Source organism: Providencia sp. Je.9.19 (assembly GCF_051129765.1).
Lineage (GTDB): Bacteria > Pseudomonadota > Gammaproteobacteria > Enterobacterales > Enterobacteriaceae > Providencia.
The window spans coordinates 383,274-398,298 of the sequence record NZ_JBCPSS010000001.1 but is presented as its reverse complement, the minus strand read 5'-3'; the positions used below and the strand labels follow the sequence as shown (position 1 = coordinate 398,298).

12 protein-coding genes are annotated in these 15,025 nt (G+C 38.8%); 3 read left to right on the top strand and 9 right to left on the bottom strand.

All coding sequences use genetic code 11. The features are described 5' to 3' along the window. Positions 1-384: 384 nt before the first annotated feature. Together pykF and AAZR93_RS01940 are read left to right on the top strand one after the other, a co-directional pair. The gene (gene pykF, locus AAZR93_RS01945) at positions 385-1,797 is read left to right on the top strand and encodes a pyruvate kinase PykF (RefSeq protein WP_294107362.1); all 1,413 of its coding nucleotides are present in this window, start codon (positions 385-387) and stop codon (positions 1,795-1,797) included. A 413-nt stretch (positions 1,798-2,210) separates the two neighbouring features. Beyond that, entirely contained in the window at positions 2,211-2,447 is a 237-nt protein-coding gene (locus tag AAZR93_RS01940) for a major outer membrane lipoprotein (RefSeq protein WP_294107364.1), read from the top strand. Positions 2,448-2,554: 107 nt separating this feature from the next. Here the strand turns inward: AAZR93_RS01940 and AAZR93_RS01935 are convergent, their stop codons facing one another. The 9 genes from AAZR93_RS01935 to ydiJ form a co-directional block, all read right to left on the bottom strand. Continuing rightward, positions 2,555-3,616, bottom strand: a complete 1,062-nt coding sequence (locus AAZR93_RS01935) for a L,D-transpeptidase family protein (RefSeq protein ID WP_294107366.1) — start codon at positions 3,614-3,616, stop codon at positions 2,555-2,557. A 277-nt stretch (positions 3,617-3,893) separates the two neighbouring features. Next, positions 3,894-4,310, bottom strand: coding sequence for a cysteine desulfuration protein SufE (gene sufE / locus AAZR93_RS01930; protein WP_434718822.1), 417 nt, complete (start codon positions 4,308-4,310; stop codon positions 3,894-3,896). Between the two features lie 38 nt (positions 4,311-4,348). Further along, positions 4,349-5,590: a cysteine desulfurase SufS gene (gene sufS / locus AAZR93_RS01925; RefSeq protein ID WP_294107370.1), complete on the bottom strand. Its 1,242-nt coding sequence runs from the start codon at positions 5,588-5,590 to the stop codon at positions 4,349-4,351. Positions 5,591-5,597: 7 nt separating this feature from the next. Next, positions 5,598-6,905 carry a Fe-S cluster assembly protein SufD gene (sufD, locus tag AAZR93_RS01920; protein WP_294107372.1) on the bottom strand — a complete coding sequence of 436 codons (1,308 nt, stop codon included), beginning with the start codon at positions 6,903-6,905 and terminating at the stop codon, positions 5,598-5,600. Next, positions 6,880-7,626, bottom strand: coding sequence for a Fe-S cluster assembly ATPase SufC (sufC, locus tag AAZR93_RS01915; protein ID WP_336430817.1), 747 nt, complete (start codon positions 7,624-7,626; stop codon positions 6,880-6,882). The genes sufD and sufC overlap by 26 nt, the downstream gene beginning before the upstream one ends. Positions 7,627-7,671: 45 nt before the next feature. Further along, positions 7,672-9,171 (bottom strand): Fe-S cluster assembly protein SufB, encoded by a 1,500-nt coding sequence (gene sufB, locus AAZR93_RS01910; protein ID WP_336430818.1) that lies wholly within the window; start codon positions 9,169-9,171, stop codon positions 7,672-7,674. A 15-nt stretch (positions 9,172-9,186) separates the two neighbouring features. Then, the gene (gene sufA / locus AAZR93_RS01905; protein WP_434718821.1) at positions 9,187-9,555 is read right to left on the bottom strand and encodes a Fe-S cluster assembly scaffold SufA; all 369 of its coding nucleotides are present in this window, start codon (positions 9,553-9,555) and stop codon (positions 9,187-9,189) included. Positions 9,556-9,946: 391 nt separating this feature from the next. Then, positions 9,947-10,363 (bottom strand): hotdog fold thioesterase, encoded by a 417-nt coding sequence (locus AAZR93_RS01900; protein WP_294107380.1) that lies wholly within the window; start codon positions 10,361-10,363, stop codon positions 9,947-9,949. After that, positions 10,341-13,415 (bottom strand): D-2-hydroxyglutarate dehydrogenase YdiJ, encoded by a 3,075-nt coding sequence (ydiJ, locus tag AAZR93_RS01895; RefSeq protein WP_434718820.1) that lies wholly within the window; start codon positions 13,413-13,415, stop codon positions 10,341-10,343. The genes AAZR93_RS01900 and ydiJ overlap by 23 nt, the downstream gene beginning before the upstream one ends. A gap of 305 nt (positions 13,416-13,720) precedes the next feature. Here ydiJ and ydiK point away from each other — a divergent pair, with 305 nt between their 5' ends. Then, entirely contained in the window at positions 13,721-14,836 is a 1,116-nt protein-coding gene (gene ydiK / locus AAZR93_RS01890; protein ID WP_294107384.1) for an AI-2E family transporter YdiK, read from the top strand. Positions 14,837-15,025: the final 189 nt, after the last annotated feature.

Sequence of the window (15,025 nt, the reverse complement as noted above, 5' to 3'; positions counted from 1 at the left end):
CTTATAAATTACCCTTTTTATTTGCTTATATTTTTAGCCTGTTTTGTTGCGCAACAAATTTATTTCCGCAAAATCACACGGTTACTTGATCTGAAATAGATCTTTAATCAATTTCATAAAATTTGATTTGTATCACAGTTTTTTGTTGTCTATAATACTCATCGCTGCTGAATGGTTTCATCATTATTAAATCAGTATGTTAGCTTTGATAAAAATGTCTGCTACACTATAATTAGAATCTAAATGAGACATTTTTGAAATAAATATGCATTAAACACCAGACTGTCGCCTATCCTTATAAATGAGTTGCGCAACAAGTTCTATCTTGCGCTTTAAGTGTCGGCGGCAATACCGATTTCCTTTATAACCTTTAGATAGACTGCCATGAAAAAAACTAAAATTGTTTGTACCATCGGTCCAAAAACCGAATCAGAAGAAAAATTGACTCAACTTTTAGACGCAGGCATGAATGTTATGCGCCTAAATTTCTCCCACGGTGACTTTGAAGAACATGGTCAACGTATCAAAAATCTTCGCTCAGTCTGTGCAAAAACAGGTAAACAAGCGGCTATCTTACTCGATACTAAAGGCCCAGAAATCCGTACCATGAAATTGGAAGGCGGAAATGATGTTGCTCTTGTTGCCGGTCAAACTTTTGCTTTCACAACGGACACCTCTGTAATTGGTAATAAAGACAAAGTTGCAGTGACTTATGCAGGCTTAACCACTGACCTTAAAGTGGGTGATACTGTTTTAGTCGATGACGGCTTGATTGGTATGAAAGTTATCAAAGTCACCGCCACTGATGTCATTTGTGAAGTATTAAACAATGGTGATTTGGGTGAGAAAAAAGGTGTTAACTTACCGGGTGTCTCAATTGGTTTACCTGCACTTGCAGAAAAAGATAAAGAAGACTTAGTCTTTGGTTGTGAGCAAGGCGTTGATTTTGTAGCCGCTTCATTTATTCGTAAACGTTCTGATGTTGAAGAGATTCGCGCTCATCTTAAAAAACATGGTGGCGAAAATATTCAAATTATCTCTAAAATTGAGAACCAAGAAGGTTTAAACAATTTTGATGAAATCTTAGAAGCTTCAGATGGCATCATGGTTGCACGTGGTGATTTAGGTGTTGAAATTCCAGTAGAAGAAGTTATTTTCGCTCAAAAAATGATGATCGAAAAATGTGTTGCTGCACGTAAAGTAGTTATTACTGCGACACAAATGCTTGACTCTATGATCAAAAATCCACGCCCTACTCGTGCTGAAGCTGGTGACGTTGCTAATGCCATTTTAGATGGTACAGATGCAGTAATGCTTTCAGGTGAAAGTGCTAAAGGTAAATACCCAATTGAAGCTGTGACTATCATGGCAACAATCTGTGAACGTACTGACCGTGTAATGCCAACTCGCATTGATAGCCAAAAACCAAGCCAACGCCTGCGTGTAACGGAAGCGGTTTGTCGTGGTGCTGTTGAAATCACTGAGAAATTAGATGCACCTCTAATTGTTGTTGCTACCTTTGGTGGTAAATCGGCGAAATCTATTCGTAAATATTTCCCAACTGCACCTATTTTGGCTTTAACCACAAACGAAGAAACTGCACGCCAGTTATTATTAGTGAAAGGTGTTATCCCAATGATTGTTGGTGGTTTCACATCGACTGATGATTTCTATCGCGAAGGTAAACGTGCGGCACTTGAAAGTGGCCTTGCAGTTGCTGGTGATGCGGTAGTTATGGTTTCAGGTGCGTTAGTACAAAGTGGTACAACGAATACTTCATCTGTTCACGTTCTATAATTAACACAATAAAATAATCAAAGCCCCGTGATTAATAAAATAGTCACGGGGCTTCTTTATTTATATTTGACATTAAATGTTGCTTTAAACTAACTATCCACTTTCCAACAGAATAGATACAAATAGTGATAGATTATTTAAGTTTGATATCACAAAATGATTTCACCTTGGTTAAATAATAACCTTTCTTAATTTAATTTTAAGTTTTTCCTCTTTTTCCTACTGCTAAATATAAAGTATTTCTAGCAAATATTTAAATTACGTACTAGCATAAGACTAAGTGAGTGCCATACCCTAATTTTCATTAGGTTGTTTTAAAGGGATATTGATAGTTTTAAGATTTTTGCTTAGAATTATTAGTTGGTAGCTTACTTTTTATATTTTCAATATAAATCAATCTAGAGGGTAAAATAATGATTCGTACTAAAATTGTACTGGGCTCTATCGTATTAGCTTCAGCATTACTAGCGGGTTGTTCTAACAGCACTGACGTGCAAAAGCTCTCTTCAGACGTACAAACTCTGAATGGTAAAGTTGATCAACTAAGCAACGATGTTCAGTCACTACGTTCTGACGTTCAAACAGCTCAAGAAGAAGCAGCACGTGCAAACCAACGTCTAGACAACCAAGTCCGTACTTACAAAAAATAAGTCGAACTCGTTTTAGCTAGAAAGAAGCTTCTTCAAAGCTAATATTTATGAGGGCCTATATTAAATAGGCCCTTAATTTTTGTGCTAGTTAAGCTAACGATATAAAACTATTGATATGATTTATACTTTGAAGGTAATAGCGCGCCGATTTTTTCTTCGTAAACAGGCTGTGGCTGTGAAATAGAAAATGGCTCGATCGGTGTTAAATCAGGATAGTTTTTAATCTCATCATTCGTAGGCTCAGTTGTACCTTGATCATTATTTACTCTCACAGGCATCCCAGAACGCCTTTTAAGCTCTTTTTCTACTAATCCCCTGTCAATACCTTCATTCTCTAAAAAACGCTGGAAATCAGCAGAGATCTTGATTGGCATCGTTTGTGGATCATCACTGTCTTTTCTCGAAAGTGGCTGATGTACCTCAATATAGAGACTTCCATCTGCTTCTTTAGAATATTTCACGGGCTGATCAATAACTTGGACTCGAGTTCCTTTTGGTACAGTCTTAAATAGTGCTTCAATATCATCTGGTCTTAAACGAATACAACCTGAACTTACACGCATTCCAATACCAAAGTCAGCATTAGTTCCATGGATTAAATATTCACCACGGCCATAAGAAAGACGTAATGCATAAAGCCCCATTGGATTCTTAGGGCCAGCAGGAACAACCGCCGGTAATGTAATACCCTCTTTGGCATAATTTTTGCGGATATTAGCAGTCGGTGTCCATGTTGGGTCTTTAATTGATTGACTAACTGACGTAACCATTTCTGGTGTATCACGCCCTAATTGGCCGATCCCAATAGGATAAACAATGACTTCTTCGCTATTTTCCGGATAATAATATAATCTCAGCTCAGCTAAGTTAATCACGATACCTGTTCTCGGCGTCGATGGTAATAACATCTGTGCAGGAATAATCAGCTCTTTACCTGCTTCAGGCAAATAAGGATCAGTTCCTGGGTTGGCTTCTAACATACCCAGCAGACCAATCTCATACTCAGTCGCTATTGCTTCTAAAGAACGCCCATCGTTTGGTACAACATAAGATAAGTTTTCCCCGATTAGGCGCGTATTGCTATCTGGTAATGGATATTCTTTTGCATGTGCCGGAGCCATTAATGCACTCATGACAAGCAAACTTGCCACCGTCAAAGCTGTCTTCATACCTACCTACTCCAAAGAAAATAGTGTCGTTACATTAATTTAGTAACCATTGAACCCCAAGATAGTTGAACATAATAGCAACTATTTTTCCTATCTTTAATACTTAATAAATATTTTAGTTAGCTAATAATATTCAACCTAGTATTTTTACGCAATAAAATGATAATTCTTAGTAACAAAGACAATGAACTAAAGGTAGGTAAGATAAACATTAAGATTGAGAGGGAATTGAAAATAAAATCAAAGAGGGAAACAAAAGTTGTTTCCCAACAATATATTATACGAGTTCGTTAGCGCGAGCCAAAATAGTGCGGATCATGGCATTTAGCCCCTGAGTACGTGATGGAGTTAAGTGTTGCTCAAGTGCTAATTGATGAAAAAATGATTTCACATCAACGTCTAGAATTTGTTGTGCCGTTTTATTTTGAAAAAGAATAATCACTATCGCGACTAACCCTTTAACAATACTTGCATCGCTATCACCTGCAAATAAAATCGTCTCATCGGACTGCTTTTGCATATCAATCCACACCTGGCTTTGGCAACCAGCAATAAGATTACTATCGCATCTTTGTGTTGCCGTTAACTCAGGCAAAGACCCGCCCAGCTCAATCATATACAGATAGCGCTCTTCCCAATTGTGGCAGCGTGCAAAATTACGTAACAGTTTTTGTTCATCGGGTAACGCAGGCATACTTCTTTCCTTCACTAAAATCTAAACATTCATAATGTCTAGCCTAACAATTTTTTTACGCGTTGTAATGCATTGAATAAAGAATCTATTTCTTCTTTAGTGGTATAAATTCCCACCGAAGCACGACACATCGCCGGAACATTATAGCGCTCCATGAGGGGCAAAGCGCAATGATGACCAGTACGAATAGCAATACCGTATTGATCTAAAAAGGAACCAACATCATAAGCATGGTGCTGACCTAAATTGAAGGCAAGAACACCTTCACGCTGATCATTACCATATAATATTATTGATGGTACATCTTTAAGTTTTTCAGAAGCATAAGCCATGACATTAGCTTCATGAGCAAACGCATCTTCCACTCCCAAAGCAGTTAAGTAATCAAATGCAGCACCTAACCCAATAATTGCACTAACATTGGGTGTCCCTGCTTCAAAACGCCACGGGGCATCTGCAAAAGTAATACCTTTGGTCAAACTGACTTGTCGGATCATCGCGCCGCCGCCTTCCCAAGGTGGCATGGCATCTAGCAGCGCTTTTTTACCATATAAAATACCAATTCCTGTGGGACCATAAAGCTTGTGACCAGAAAAAGCATAAAAATCACAATCTAGCGTTTGTACATTTACCTGTTGATGCATTGCACCCTGCGCACCATCAATTAACACCTTTAATTGTGTATTTTTTTTAGATAATGCAATTGCACGTGCATGCTTGATAATATCTTGTACAGGATTAACGGTACCTAATACATTAGAAATATGAGTGAAACTCAATAAACGGGTACGCTCATCAATTAAATCATTGAGTTTCCCCGTTTCAAGTTTGCCACAATCAGAAACGGGTAAAACACGAATTTCAAAACCAATAGATTCAGATAACATAAACCAAGGAACAATATTCGCATGATGCTCCATTTGGGTGATAATAATATTATCCCCCTCATGTAAATACTGACGTCCAAAGCTATTAGCAACTAAATTGATCGCTTCAGTCGTTCCTTTAACAAAAACAATTTCTTCACTCGAAGCAGCATGAATGAAATTCGCCGCTTTCTGGCGAACTTCTTCCATCATTGTCGTTGCATTAGCACTTAACGTATGAATTCCACGGTGAACCGCCGCATATTGATGTAAAGTAAATTCACTTTCTCTTTCAACTACCTGCAATGGCTTTTGTGCACTAGCAGCACTGTCTAGATAGACTAGTGGGTGGTTGTTCACAGATTGAGATAAAGCAGGAAAATCCTGCCTTACAGCGGTTACATTAAATGACATAGTGGTCTTAAACCTCCGCTAAGCGTTGGCGAATGTTCTTCATCACCGCTTGCTTTAATTCTTCAGATGCAATGGATTCTGTTAATTCTGCTGCAAATGCGATGATGATCATATGCTTAGCCGATTTTCCATCAATACCTCTTGAACGCAAATAAAACAACTGCTCATCATCAATACGCCCGACCGTTGCCCCATGCCCACATTTTACATCGTCCGCATAGATTTCAAGTTGAGGTTTAGTATCGATCTCTGCTTTTTCGCCTAATAACAAAGTATTATTACTCATTTGACCATCTGTTTTAAGTGCAGCTGGTGCAACTTTAATCATGCCATTAAAGACTGCTTTACTGCTGTCCATCGCAATGACTTTATGAGATTGGCGGCTATTACAGTGATCTTTGTTATGTTCAAGATATGTACGTGTATCAGCTATCTCATTACCCTTTGGTAATAATAAGCTATTGAGTTCAAGTTCACTATTTTCACCATCAAGGCGAGCACTTGTATGACTACGAGAAAGCAGTGAGCCCAGTAAAAAACTGGTACTTTTTACCTGACAGTCACGACCCACAATAATATCATTATGCGCAAAATGCTGTGACTGGCCATTCTCTATATTGAGCTTATAGTGGTCAAATTGTGCATTATCACCCACTTCAACCGTAAGACGCCCACCTGTCATGTGAGTGTTTTCATTTAAGCTCACAAAGTGTTCAATGACCTGAGCTTTACTATTTGCACCTACCGTTATGTGATAACGGTATTGACTCGTATTCACGGCCTGTTCATCACTATTACCACTTGATATATTTAATAAATAAAGTGGTTTTTCAGCAATTTCATTTGCTGCAAGATGGATCACGAGTGGCTGTATTGCTAAGCTTTCAGTCAAATGCAAAAATATTTCGCTATTGATAGCATCCGGCAACAAGTCTTGATTATCCAATAAGGCAACTTGGAATGGACCGACATCAATTGAGCTAAGCGCCGAGCTATATCGACCATCAATTAATACAATACGATATGCATCAATCTGTAATGCAAGTGCTTCACACTCTTGCTCGATAAGACTCGCTTCACTAAAACAATATTCTGTTTTTAACAGCTTATCTAATGGCGTGTAGTGCCAATCTTCATGACGAAAAACAGGTAAACCTATTTTTTGCGCTATATCCCAATGGATTTTAGCATGTTGAGAATTTGCACCTAAGCGTTGTTCGAACAACGCGGTAAAACGTGCCATTGCTTTCTCATTAAGAGCAACAACTTTAGCACGTTTTTCTGCTTTATCACTGTTGGTCAATAAGCCAGCCATAACCCTGCTCCTCCAGTTTTTTCGCTAAACTGAAATCACCTGACTTGATGATTTTTCCTTGATAAAGCACGTGAACAAAATCAGGTTTTACATAATCTAAAATACGCTGATAGTGAGTCACAATAATAAATGAACGTTCAGGCGTGCGCAGTGAATTGACACCATTAGCAACCACTTTTAATGCATCGATATCGAGACCTGAGTCAGTTTCATCTAATATGCATAATTGAGGCTCAAGTGCCGCCATTTGCAAAATATCATTACGTTTCTTTTCACCACCAGAGAAGCCGACGTTGACTGAACGAGTCAGTAAATCTTGTGGCATATCAAGTAATTCAATTTTATCTTCAATAAAATCTTGAAAATCAAAACGATCTAATGCTTCTTGTTGACGATATTCTCTCACTGCATTGACCGCAGTTTGCAAAAAGAATTGATTACTAACACCCGGTATTTCTACTGGATATTGAAAAGCTAAAAAGATACCTTCACCTGCACGTTCTTCAGGATCTAATTCAAATAGGTTTTTACCTTTGAACGTCACTTCGCCGCTATCGATTTCATACTCTTCACGACCCGCAAGTGTTGCCGATAAAGTACTTTTACCTGAACCATTAGGTCCCATAATTGCATGAACTTCACCCGGCTTAACTTCTAGGGATAGTCCTTTTAATATTTCATTACCTTCTACACTAACGTGCAAATTTTTAACACTTAACATATCAACATGCCTTTAGCGCTTTAGCGCATATAAACTTGGTTTTGATCAACCCACACTATGTTCTAAACTGATAGCCAGTAATTTTTGTGCTTCGACCGCAAATTCTAATGGCAGTTCTGAGAACACATCTTTACAGAACCCATTAACAATCATAGAAATAGCATTATCTTCACTAATTCCACGCTGTAAGCAGTAAAATAACTGGTCTTCCCCTATACGTGAAGTCGTTGCTTCATGTTCGAGATGAGCAGTATTATTTTTCACTTCCACATAAGGAAATGTGTGAGCGCCGCATTGTGTACCAATCAACATCGAGTCACATTGCGTAAAATTACGAGCATTATGAGCACTAGGTAGTATTTTGACTAAACCACGATAAGTATTTTGGCTTTTACCGGCAGAAATCCCTTTAGAAATAATCGTTGAGCGGGTGTTTTTCCCGATGTGGATCATTTTTGTACCAGTATCTGCTTGTTGATTACCGTTAGTCAGTGCAACAGAGAAAAATTCACCTACAGAGTTATCACCTTTTAAGATAACACTTGGGTATTTCCATGTAATCGCAGAGCCTGTTTCAGACTGTGTCCACGACATTTTGGAGTTTTCACCTTCACAGAGTGCACGCTTGGTTACAAAATTGAGTATCCCCCCAGCTTCGCTATCACCACCAGAAAACCAATTTTGTACGGTTGAGTATTTGACTTCCGCATCTTTATGAATGATGACTTCAACTACCGCAGCATGAAGCTGATAACTATCACGAACTGGTGCTGAACACCCTTCGATATAACTGACATAACTACCTTCATCAGCGATAAGAATTGTGCGTTCGAATTGGCCAGTTTTGGCAGCATTAATTCGGAAATAAGTTGATAACTCCATCGGACAATGCACACCTTTTGGGATATAAACAAAAGTGCCATCTGAAGCTACCGCTGCATTGAGTGCAGCAAAAAAATTGTCATAACTAGACACGACTGTACCAAGATACTTTTGCACCAGTTCTGGATACTCATGAATGGCTTCACCAAAAGAACAAAAAATAATGCCGTGTTTGGCGAGGTCTTCACGATAAGTCGTAGAAACCGATACTGAATCAAAAATAGCGTCTACCGCGACTGCTTTACCTTCACGTACAGGTACACCAAGTTGATTAAATGCTTCTTCAATTTCAGCAGTCAAATAGTTATTCGTTTCAGTTACACCCGTTGCTTGAGTTGCACCAGATTGTGAACCACAAGTATCATCGCAAGAACCACACGAAGGTGCAGAATAATAACTGTAATCTTGATAATCTAAATTAGGATAATTGGCTTTTAACCAATGTGGCTCTTCCATTCCTTTCCAATGATTAAAAGCATCAAGGCGGAATTTTAGCATCCACTCGGGTTCGTTGCGTTTTGCTGAAATAGCACGGACCACATCTTCATTGAGTCCTTTTGCCATTTCATCTGTCGCGACTTGTGTAAAAAAGCCTTCTTTATAGCGCTGGTCATCAAGCCAACTTTGGACATCATCGCCAATTTCTACATTGCTCTGTGACATAATAGATTTCACATGTTAAACGCCGAAGCTTTCACCACACCCACAGGCATGTTGCGCTTTCGGGTTATTAAATTTGAAAATTTGATTTAGCCCTTCTTGGACATAATCAACGACTGTGCCATCAATAAATGGCATTGCTTCTTTTGGCACATAAAGATGCGCACCATTGAGTTCAAATAGTAGGTGTTTATCTGTTGGGTTTTCGATCATTTCAAATACATAACCAAAACCTGCACAGCCAGACTGTTTAACGCCGAGTGAAAGCCCTTTTGTATTAGGGTTTTGCACCATCAGTTTTTTAATTTGTTTTGCAGCGCTATCGGTCAGGTTAACACCCTGCCAATTGTTTTCATCAAATGAAAATGTCTCTACACCGTCAGTCATATTGACCCCACATTTATCATGGCTTTTCAGCCTGTTATCAAGAGATTAACTCTGTCTACCCTATGGTAATGATTACCGATAGTACTTCAACCATTTGTTTTAAGAGGTTATAGCTATCACGGTTCTTTTTTTATACATTATGAGCTCGTTTTTTGAACAAATACAGTTAAATAAAGTGGTAACCAATTAAAAATTAAAGGATAAATAAAGTTGACTTTTTATTTCAATTTTGTACTAAGAAATACACTTAAATGACACAAATTAATAAAGGTGCATTAATTATACAACTTAATTAACGCAATAAAAATTTAAAATGTGATTAACTTAGAATGAGACTTAGAATAAAACAAACGGAATGCCCTCAAGCTATTTAAACTTGAGGGCGATATTATTACTCAGAAATCACAGCGGTGGTCAAACGAGAAGTACAGCAAAGTTGTCCTTTTTCATTATAAATATCAATATTCCACACTTGTTGGCGTCGCCCTAAATGAATCGGTCGACAAATCCCTTTCACAACCCCTTCTCGTGCAGAACGAATATGATTTGCATTAATTTCAAGTCCGACAACTTGCTGTTCACCTTCACTGCATAAATAGCCCGCGATAGACCCTAAAGACTCGGCTAATACCACTGAAGCACCACCATGCAGCAGCCCAAAAGGTTGCTTAGTGCGCTCATCAACAGGCATTGTTCCTTCAAGAAAATCGTCGCCAAATGCGGTTATTTCTATGCCAAGATGGCCTAACATACAGCCTTTTGCCATTTCTGACATTTGTTGCAAGTTAAACTGACGTCTCCAAATCATTAAATATCTCCAACAGCGCCTGAATTGGGTGCTTTATAATAGTATTTTCCATACGTTTTACCTGGCTACGGCATGAATATCCAGAACTTAAACAACGTTCTTTAGGAAGTTTATCTAATGCAGGCTTCCATGATAAATTATAGATCCCTTTTGAATTTTCAATATTGGCGATTTCATGGCCATAAGTACCCGCCATTCCACAACATCCAACACTGACATTAGTTAGCTTTTGTCCATAACGAGCAAATAATGTAGCCCACTGATTTGCACTATTTGGCAATGCAGTAGACTCTGTGCAATGCCCCAAAAAATACCAAGGTTGCCCAGCTATTTCACTGGTATTCTCGGGTTCTGGTAAAGTTATTAACCATTCGTGCGCAAGCATAACAGTGAATTGACACTGTTCTTTACCTAAAATCTCTTGGTATTCATCGCGATAACACAGTACCAATGCGGGATCGACGCCCACCATAGGAAGCTGTAGCTTTGCGACTCGATTAAGAAAATCGGCTGTCTTACCTGCTGTTTTAGCAAACTTTGCCAGAAAACCCTTAATATGTTGAGCTTTACCATTTGGCGAAAAGGGTAATAATACGGGTTTCAAACCAATTTTTTCAATTAGTCTAACAAAATCAGCCACCACTTTGGCATCGTAATAACTAGTAAAAGGATCTTGTACCACTAAAACATACGGCTCTCTTTGTGATGGCGTCATCTTCTCGAGCTGTTCGAGTGTCACCGCGGTTGCTGAATGCCCTGATAATTCTTGTTTTAAAGTAGGTTGCGAAAATAACGGCAAATCGACCATGCCAATCGTACGCTCACTCAATTTTTGAATAACGGATTGACGTAAAAAGAAATTAAAGATAGCAGGTGCTTTTGACAATAATGGCGCGCTTGCTTCAACATTCGCAACAATGTGATCGCGTATTGGCCTTAAATAACGCCCATGGTACAGCGCTAAAAATTTAGCTCTAAATGATGGCACATCAATTTTAATTGGGCACTGAGTTGAGCACGCTTTACAGGCTAAACAACCCGCCATCGAGGCTTTAACTTCATGAGAGAAATCATAATCTCCCTGTTTTGCTCGCCAAGAATTGCGAGTTTTATCGATTAAGCCACGTAACGAAGGTTTATTTTGTTTAATGCCTTTTTCGAGATTTTCAGGTGTAACTCCTTGCTCTGACAATAAACGAAGCCATTCTCGCACTAATGTTGCTCGCCCTTTTGGTGAATGAATACGCTCACCGCTAATTTTCATTGATGGGCACATTGGGCTTGTAGCATCAAAATTAAAGCACAACCCATTACCATTACAGTCCATGGCACCGCGAAACTCTTGACGCATTTGAATTGGAATCTGCCTATCAAAAGTTCCGCGCTTAATTGCATCAACTTGCTTCATTGGTGCATCAAGTCCAGCCGGTGGGCAAATTTTACCTGGATTTAAACGATTGTCTGGGTCAAATGCGGCTTTTATTTTACGTAGCTCGCCATACAATTCCTCACCAAAAAACTCAGGACTATATTGTGCTCTAAAACCCTTGCCATGTTCGCCCCATAAAAGTCCACCATATTTAGCCGTTAATGCCACAATTTCATCTGAAATTTGTTTCATTAAAACTTCTTGTTTTGGGTCGCACATATCAAGCGCAGGACGTACATGCAGTACCCCTGCATCCACATGCCCAAACATACCATAATTCAGCTGATGACTATCTAATAATGCTCTAAATTCAACAATATAATCAGCAAGATGCTCTGGTGGGACACAGGTATCCTCGACAAAAGGAATCGGTTTTGCCGCCCCTTTGCTATTACCTAAGAGACCAACTGCTTTTTTACGCATATTATAGATACGCGTAATATCGTCGAGGTCATGACAAGTCTGATAACCAATGATCCCTGCTTCATTATTTGCCATTAGGTCATCGAGGCGTAAACATAGGCTATCGGTTAATTGATCAATTTCAACGACATCATCACCACTGAATTCAACAATATTCAAACCTAACATTTCTTTGTTAGGAACATCGGTAATCAACGAATTAACCGAATGCCATACAATATCTTCACGAGCTAAATTCAACACTTTAGAATCAACAGTTTCAACAGAAAGTGCTTTAGCATTCACCATAAAAGGCGCATTACGCAGGGCTGATTCAAATGAATCATATTTAACATTTACTAATCGGCGGGCTTTTGGTATTGGCGTAATATCAAGTGTTGCTTCCGTTATAAAAGCTAGCGATCCTTCTGAGCCGGTTAGAATACGGGTAAGATCAAATTCAGTAAGTGCATCATTAAAAACATGTCGTAAATCGTATCCCGTTAGAAAACGATTTAACTTAGGAAACTTTGCTTCAATCAGAGGCCGTTGTACTAAACAACGTTCTAACACTGTTTTATAGATACGGCCAACAACTGAATCCTCTGACGCAATCGTTTGGGCGAGTGCAATTGGCATAGCCCGTGTATCAATGCAGTCGCCTCCCAATATCATCGCTTTAACACCGAGTACGTGGTCAGACGTTTTACCGTAAACTAAAGAACCTTGCCCTGAAGCATCCGTATTAATCATCCCACCCAAAGTTGCACGATTACTGGTCGAAAGTTCTGGCGAGAAAAAATAACCATAAGGCTTTAGAAACTGATTCAACTGGTCTTTTATTACCCCAGCCTCAACTTTTACCCAACCCTGTTCAGGGTTTATCTCTAAGATTCTATTCATATAACGCGACATATCAACCACAATCCCTTCCGTCAAGGATTGTCCATTGGTTCCTGTCCCGCCACCGCGAGGAGTAAAACTTAACTCTCTGAATTTATCTTGCCCTGCTACTCGGGTGATAATCTGTACATCTGCACTAGAACGAGGAAAAACAACCGCTTGTGGTAACAACTGGTAAATACTATTATCTGTCGCCATCGATAAACGCTCAGCATAGCTTGTACCACTATCGCCAGTGAAACCCTGCTCTTGCAATTGATGCAAAAATTCGATAACTAATTTACTTAGGTGAGGTGCTTCAGATATACGCGGGATCATTATTACGATGACTCTTATTTGTTTAGTGTTCGCATTACTCGTTATGTACTATCTTTAATAATTCTAAGTAGACTTTATTTTAACTAGCACAACTTTTTTATAAGTAGCACAATGGTACCTAGGTATATAAAAAACACCCTTGTGGCCCCGTAAAGCCCATAAAGAAAGTACAACCGCCGACGACATTGTCAGTGATAAACCATATCACAATATTCTTTTTTTTAACCGTGAAAAATAATTACGTTATTTTCACCTAAAAAAGCAATACACCTGCAGAATTTTCATTTGTTAAGGATTAATCATTAATGGAAAAATCGCAAAAACGTTTGGATCTTCCCAAACTAATCTTTGGCCTGCTATCGATAATTTTAATGATAGCAGCCTGTTTTTGGGTTCTTAGCCCTTTTATTCTTGGTTTTGTTTGGGCGGGTATGATGGTCATAGCCACTTGGCCTTTACTCCTAAAAATTGAAGCGCGGTTGTGGCATAAACGTTGGTTAGCAGCATTAACAATGGTTTCATTAATATTGCTATTATTTGTCATCCCACTGGGTATTCTTATTGGTAGTATTATCCAAAATAGTTCCCCTTTACTTGATATCGCAAAGTCACCTGCAAGTTTAACGCTACCTAATTTAGAATGGTTAAACGAAATCCCAATGGTGGGTAAAAAAGCCTACTATGCGTGGCACAGCCTAGTAGCTAGTGGCGGAAATGCCCTATTAGCAAAAGTACAACCTTATTTAGGACAAGCTGCCGGATGGTTTGCCATACAGGCTATTAATGCGGGGCGCTTTATTTTCCACCTGATGTTAATGCTTTTGTTTAGTGGTTTGCTGTATCTCAAAGGTGAAGCCGTCATGTTAGCTATTCGCCATTTTGCTATTCGTTTAGCTGGTATTCGTGGTGATGCGGCGGTGATATTAGCTGCGCAATCTATTCGTGCAGTTGCTCTTGGTGTCGTCGTGACAGCACTCGTTCAAGCCATTGTCGGCGGGATAGGATTAGCACTTTCAGGTATAAGTTTTGCGGCCATCCTAACGGTTTTACTCTTTATTTGTTGTGTCGCTCAATTAGGCCCTCTTCTTATTATGATCCCATCCGTTATTTGGCTCTTTTGGACAGGCGATAACACATGGGGAATTATACTCACGGTTTGGGCTGCTGTTGTGGCAACAATGGATGGTGTATTAAGGCCATGGCTAATTAAAATGGGCGCCGACTTACCGATGGTTCTCATTCTTGTTGGTGTTATTGGTGGTATACTCTCATTCGGTATGATTGGTTTATTTATTGGGCCCGTCGTACTTGCTGTATCCTATAGCTTACTTAATGCATGGATGAATGAAGTTGCAGTTCCAAATGAAAACTTAGCTGAAACAGAAAAGTTTCTTGAACAAGAATTTTTGATTAAGAAATAGTTTTTAATTAATCTATAAGAGCATGTTTGATATTAAACATGCTTTTTTATTACATAACTTTCATGATATAATTCTCATTAATATTTAGAAACAATATTTAACATTCTAAAATTAGTTTTTATCTTAATGTGTGATACCATTAAACAACTGGATGCAATTCCTGTTAAGTATAATGAGTAATATATATTA

Coding starts and splice junctions, on each gene's coding strand:
- ydiJ (WP_434718820.1), bottom strand. CDS start 13,415: ATGATCCCGCGTATATCTGAAGCACCTCACCTAAGTAAATTAGTTATC.
- sufS (WP_294107370.1), bottom strand. CDS start 5,590: ATGTCATTTAATGTAACCGCTGTAAGGCAGGATTTTCCTGCTTTATCT.
- pykF (WP_294107362.1), top strand. CDS start 385: ATGAAAAAAACTAAAATTGTTTGTACCATCGGTCCAAAAACCGAATCA.
- sufA (WP_434718821.1), bottom strand. CDS start 9,555: ATGACTGACGGTGTAGAGACATTTTCATTTGATGAAAACAATTGGCAG.
- ydiK (WP_294107384.1), top strand. CDS start 13,721: ATGGAAAAATCGCAAAAACGTTTGGATCTTCCCAAACTAATCTTTGGC.
- sufB (WP_336430818.1), bottom strand. CDS start 9,171: ATGTCACAGAGCAATGTAGAAATTGGCGATGATGTCCAAAGTTGGCTT.
- AAZR93_RS01940 (WP_294107364.1), top strand. CDS start 2,211: ATGATTCGTACTAAAATTGTACTGGGCTCTATCGTATTAGCTTCAGCA.
- sufE (WP_434718822.1), bottom strand. CDS start 4,310: ATGCCTGCGTTACCCGATGAACAAAAACTGTTACGTAATTTTGCACGC.
- AAZR93_RS01935 (WP_294107366.1), bottom strand. CDS start 3,616: ATGAAGACAGCTTTGACGGTGGCAAGTTTGCTTGTCATGAGTGCATTA.
- AAZR93_RS01900 (WP_294107380.1), bottom strand. CDS start 10,363: ATGATTTGGAGACGTCAGTTTAACTTGCAACAAATGTCAGAAATGGCA.
- sufC (WP_336430817.1), bottom strand. CDS start 7,626: ATGTTAAGTGTTAAAAATTTGCACGTTAGTGTAGAAGGTAATGAAATA.
- sufD (WP_294107372.1), bottom strand. CDS start 6,905: ATGGCTGGCTTATTGACCAACAGTGATAAAGCAGAAAAACGTGCTAAA.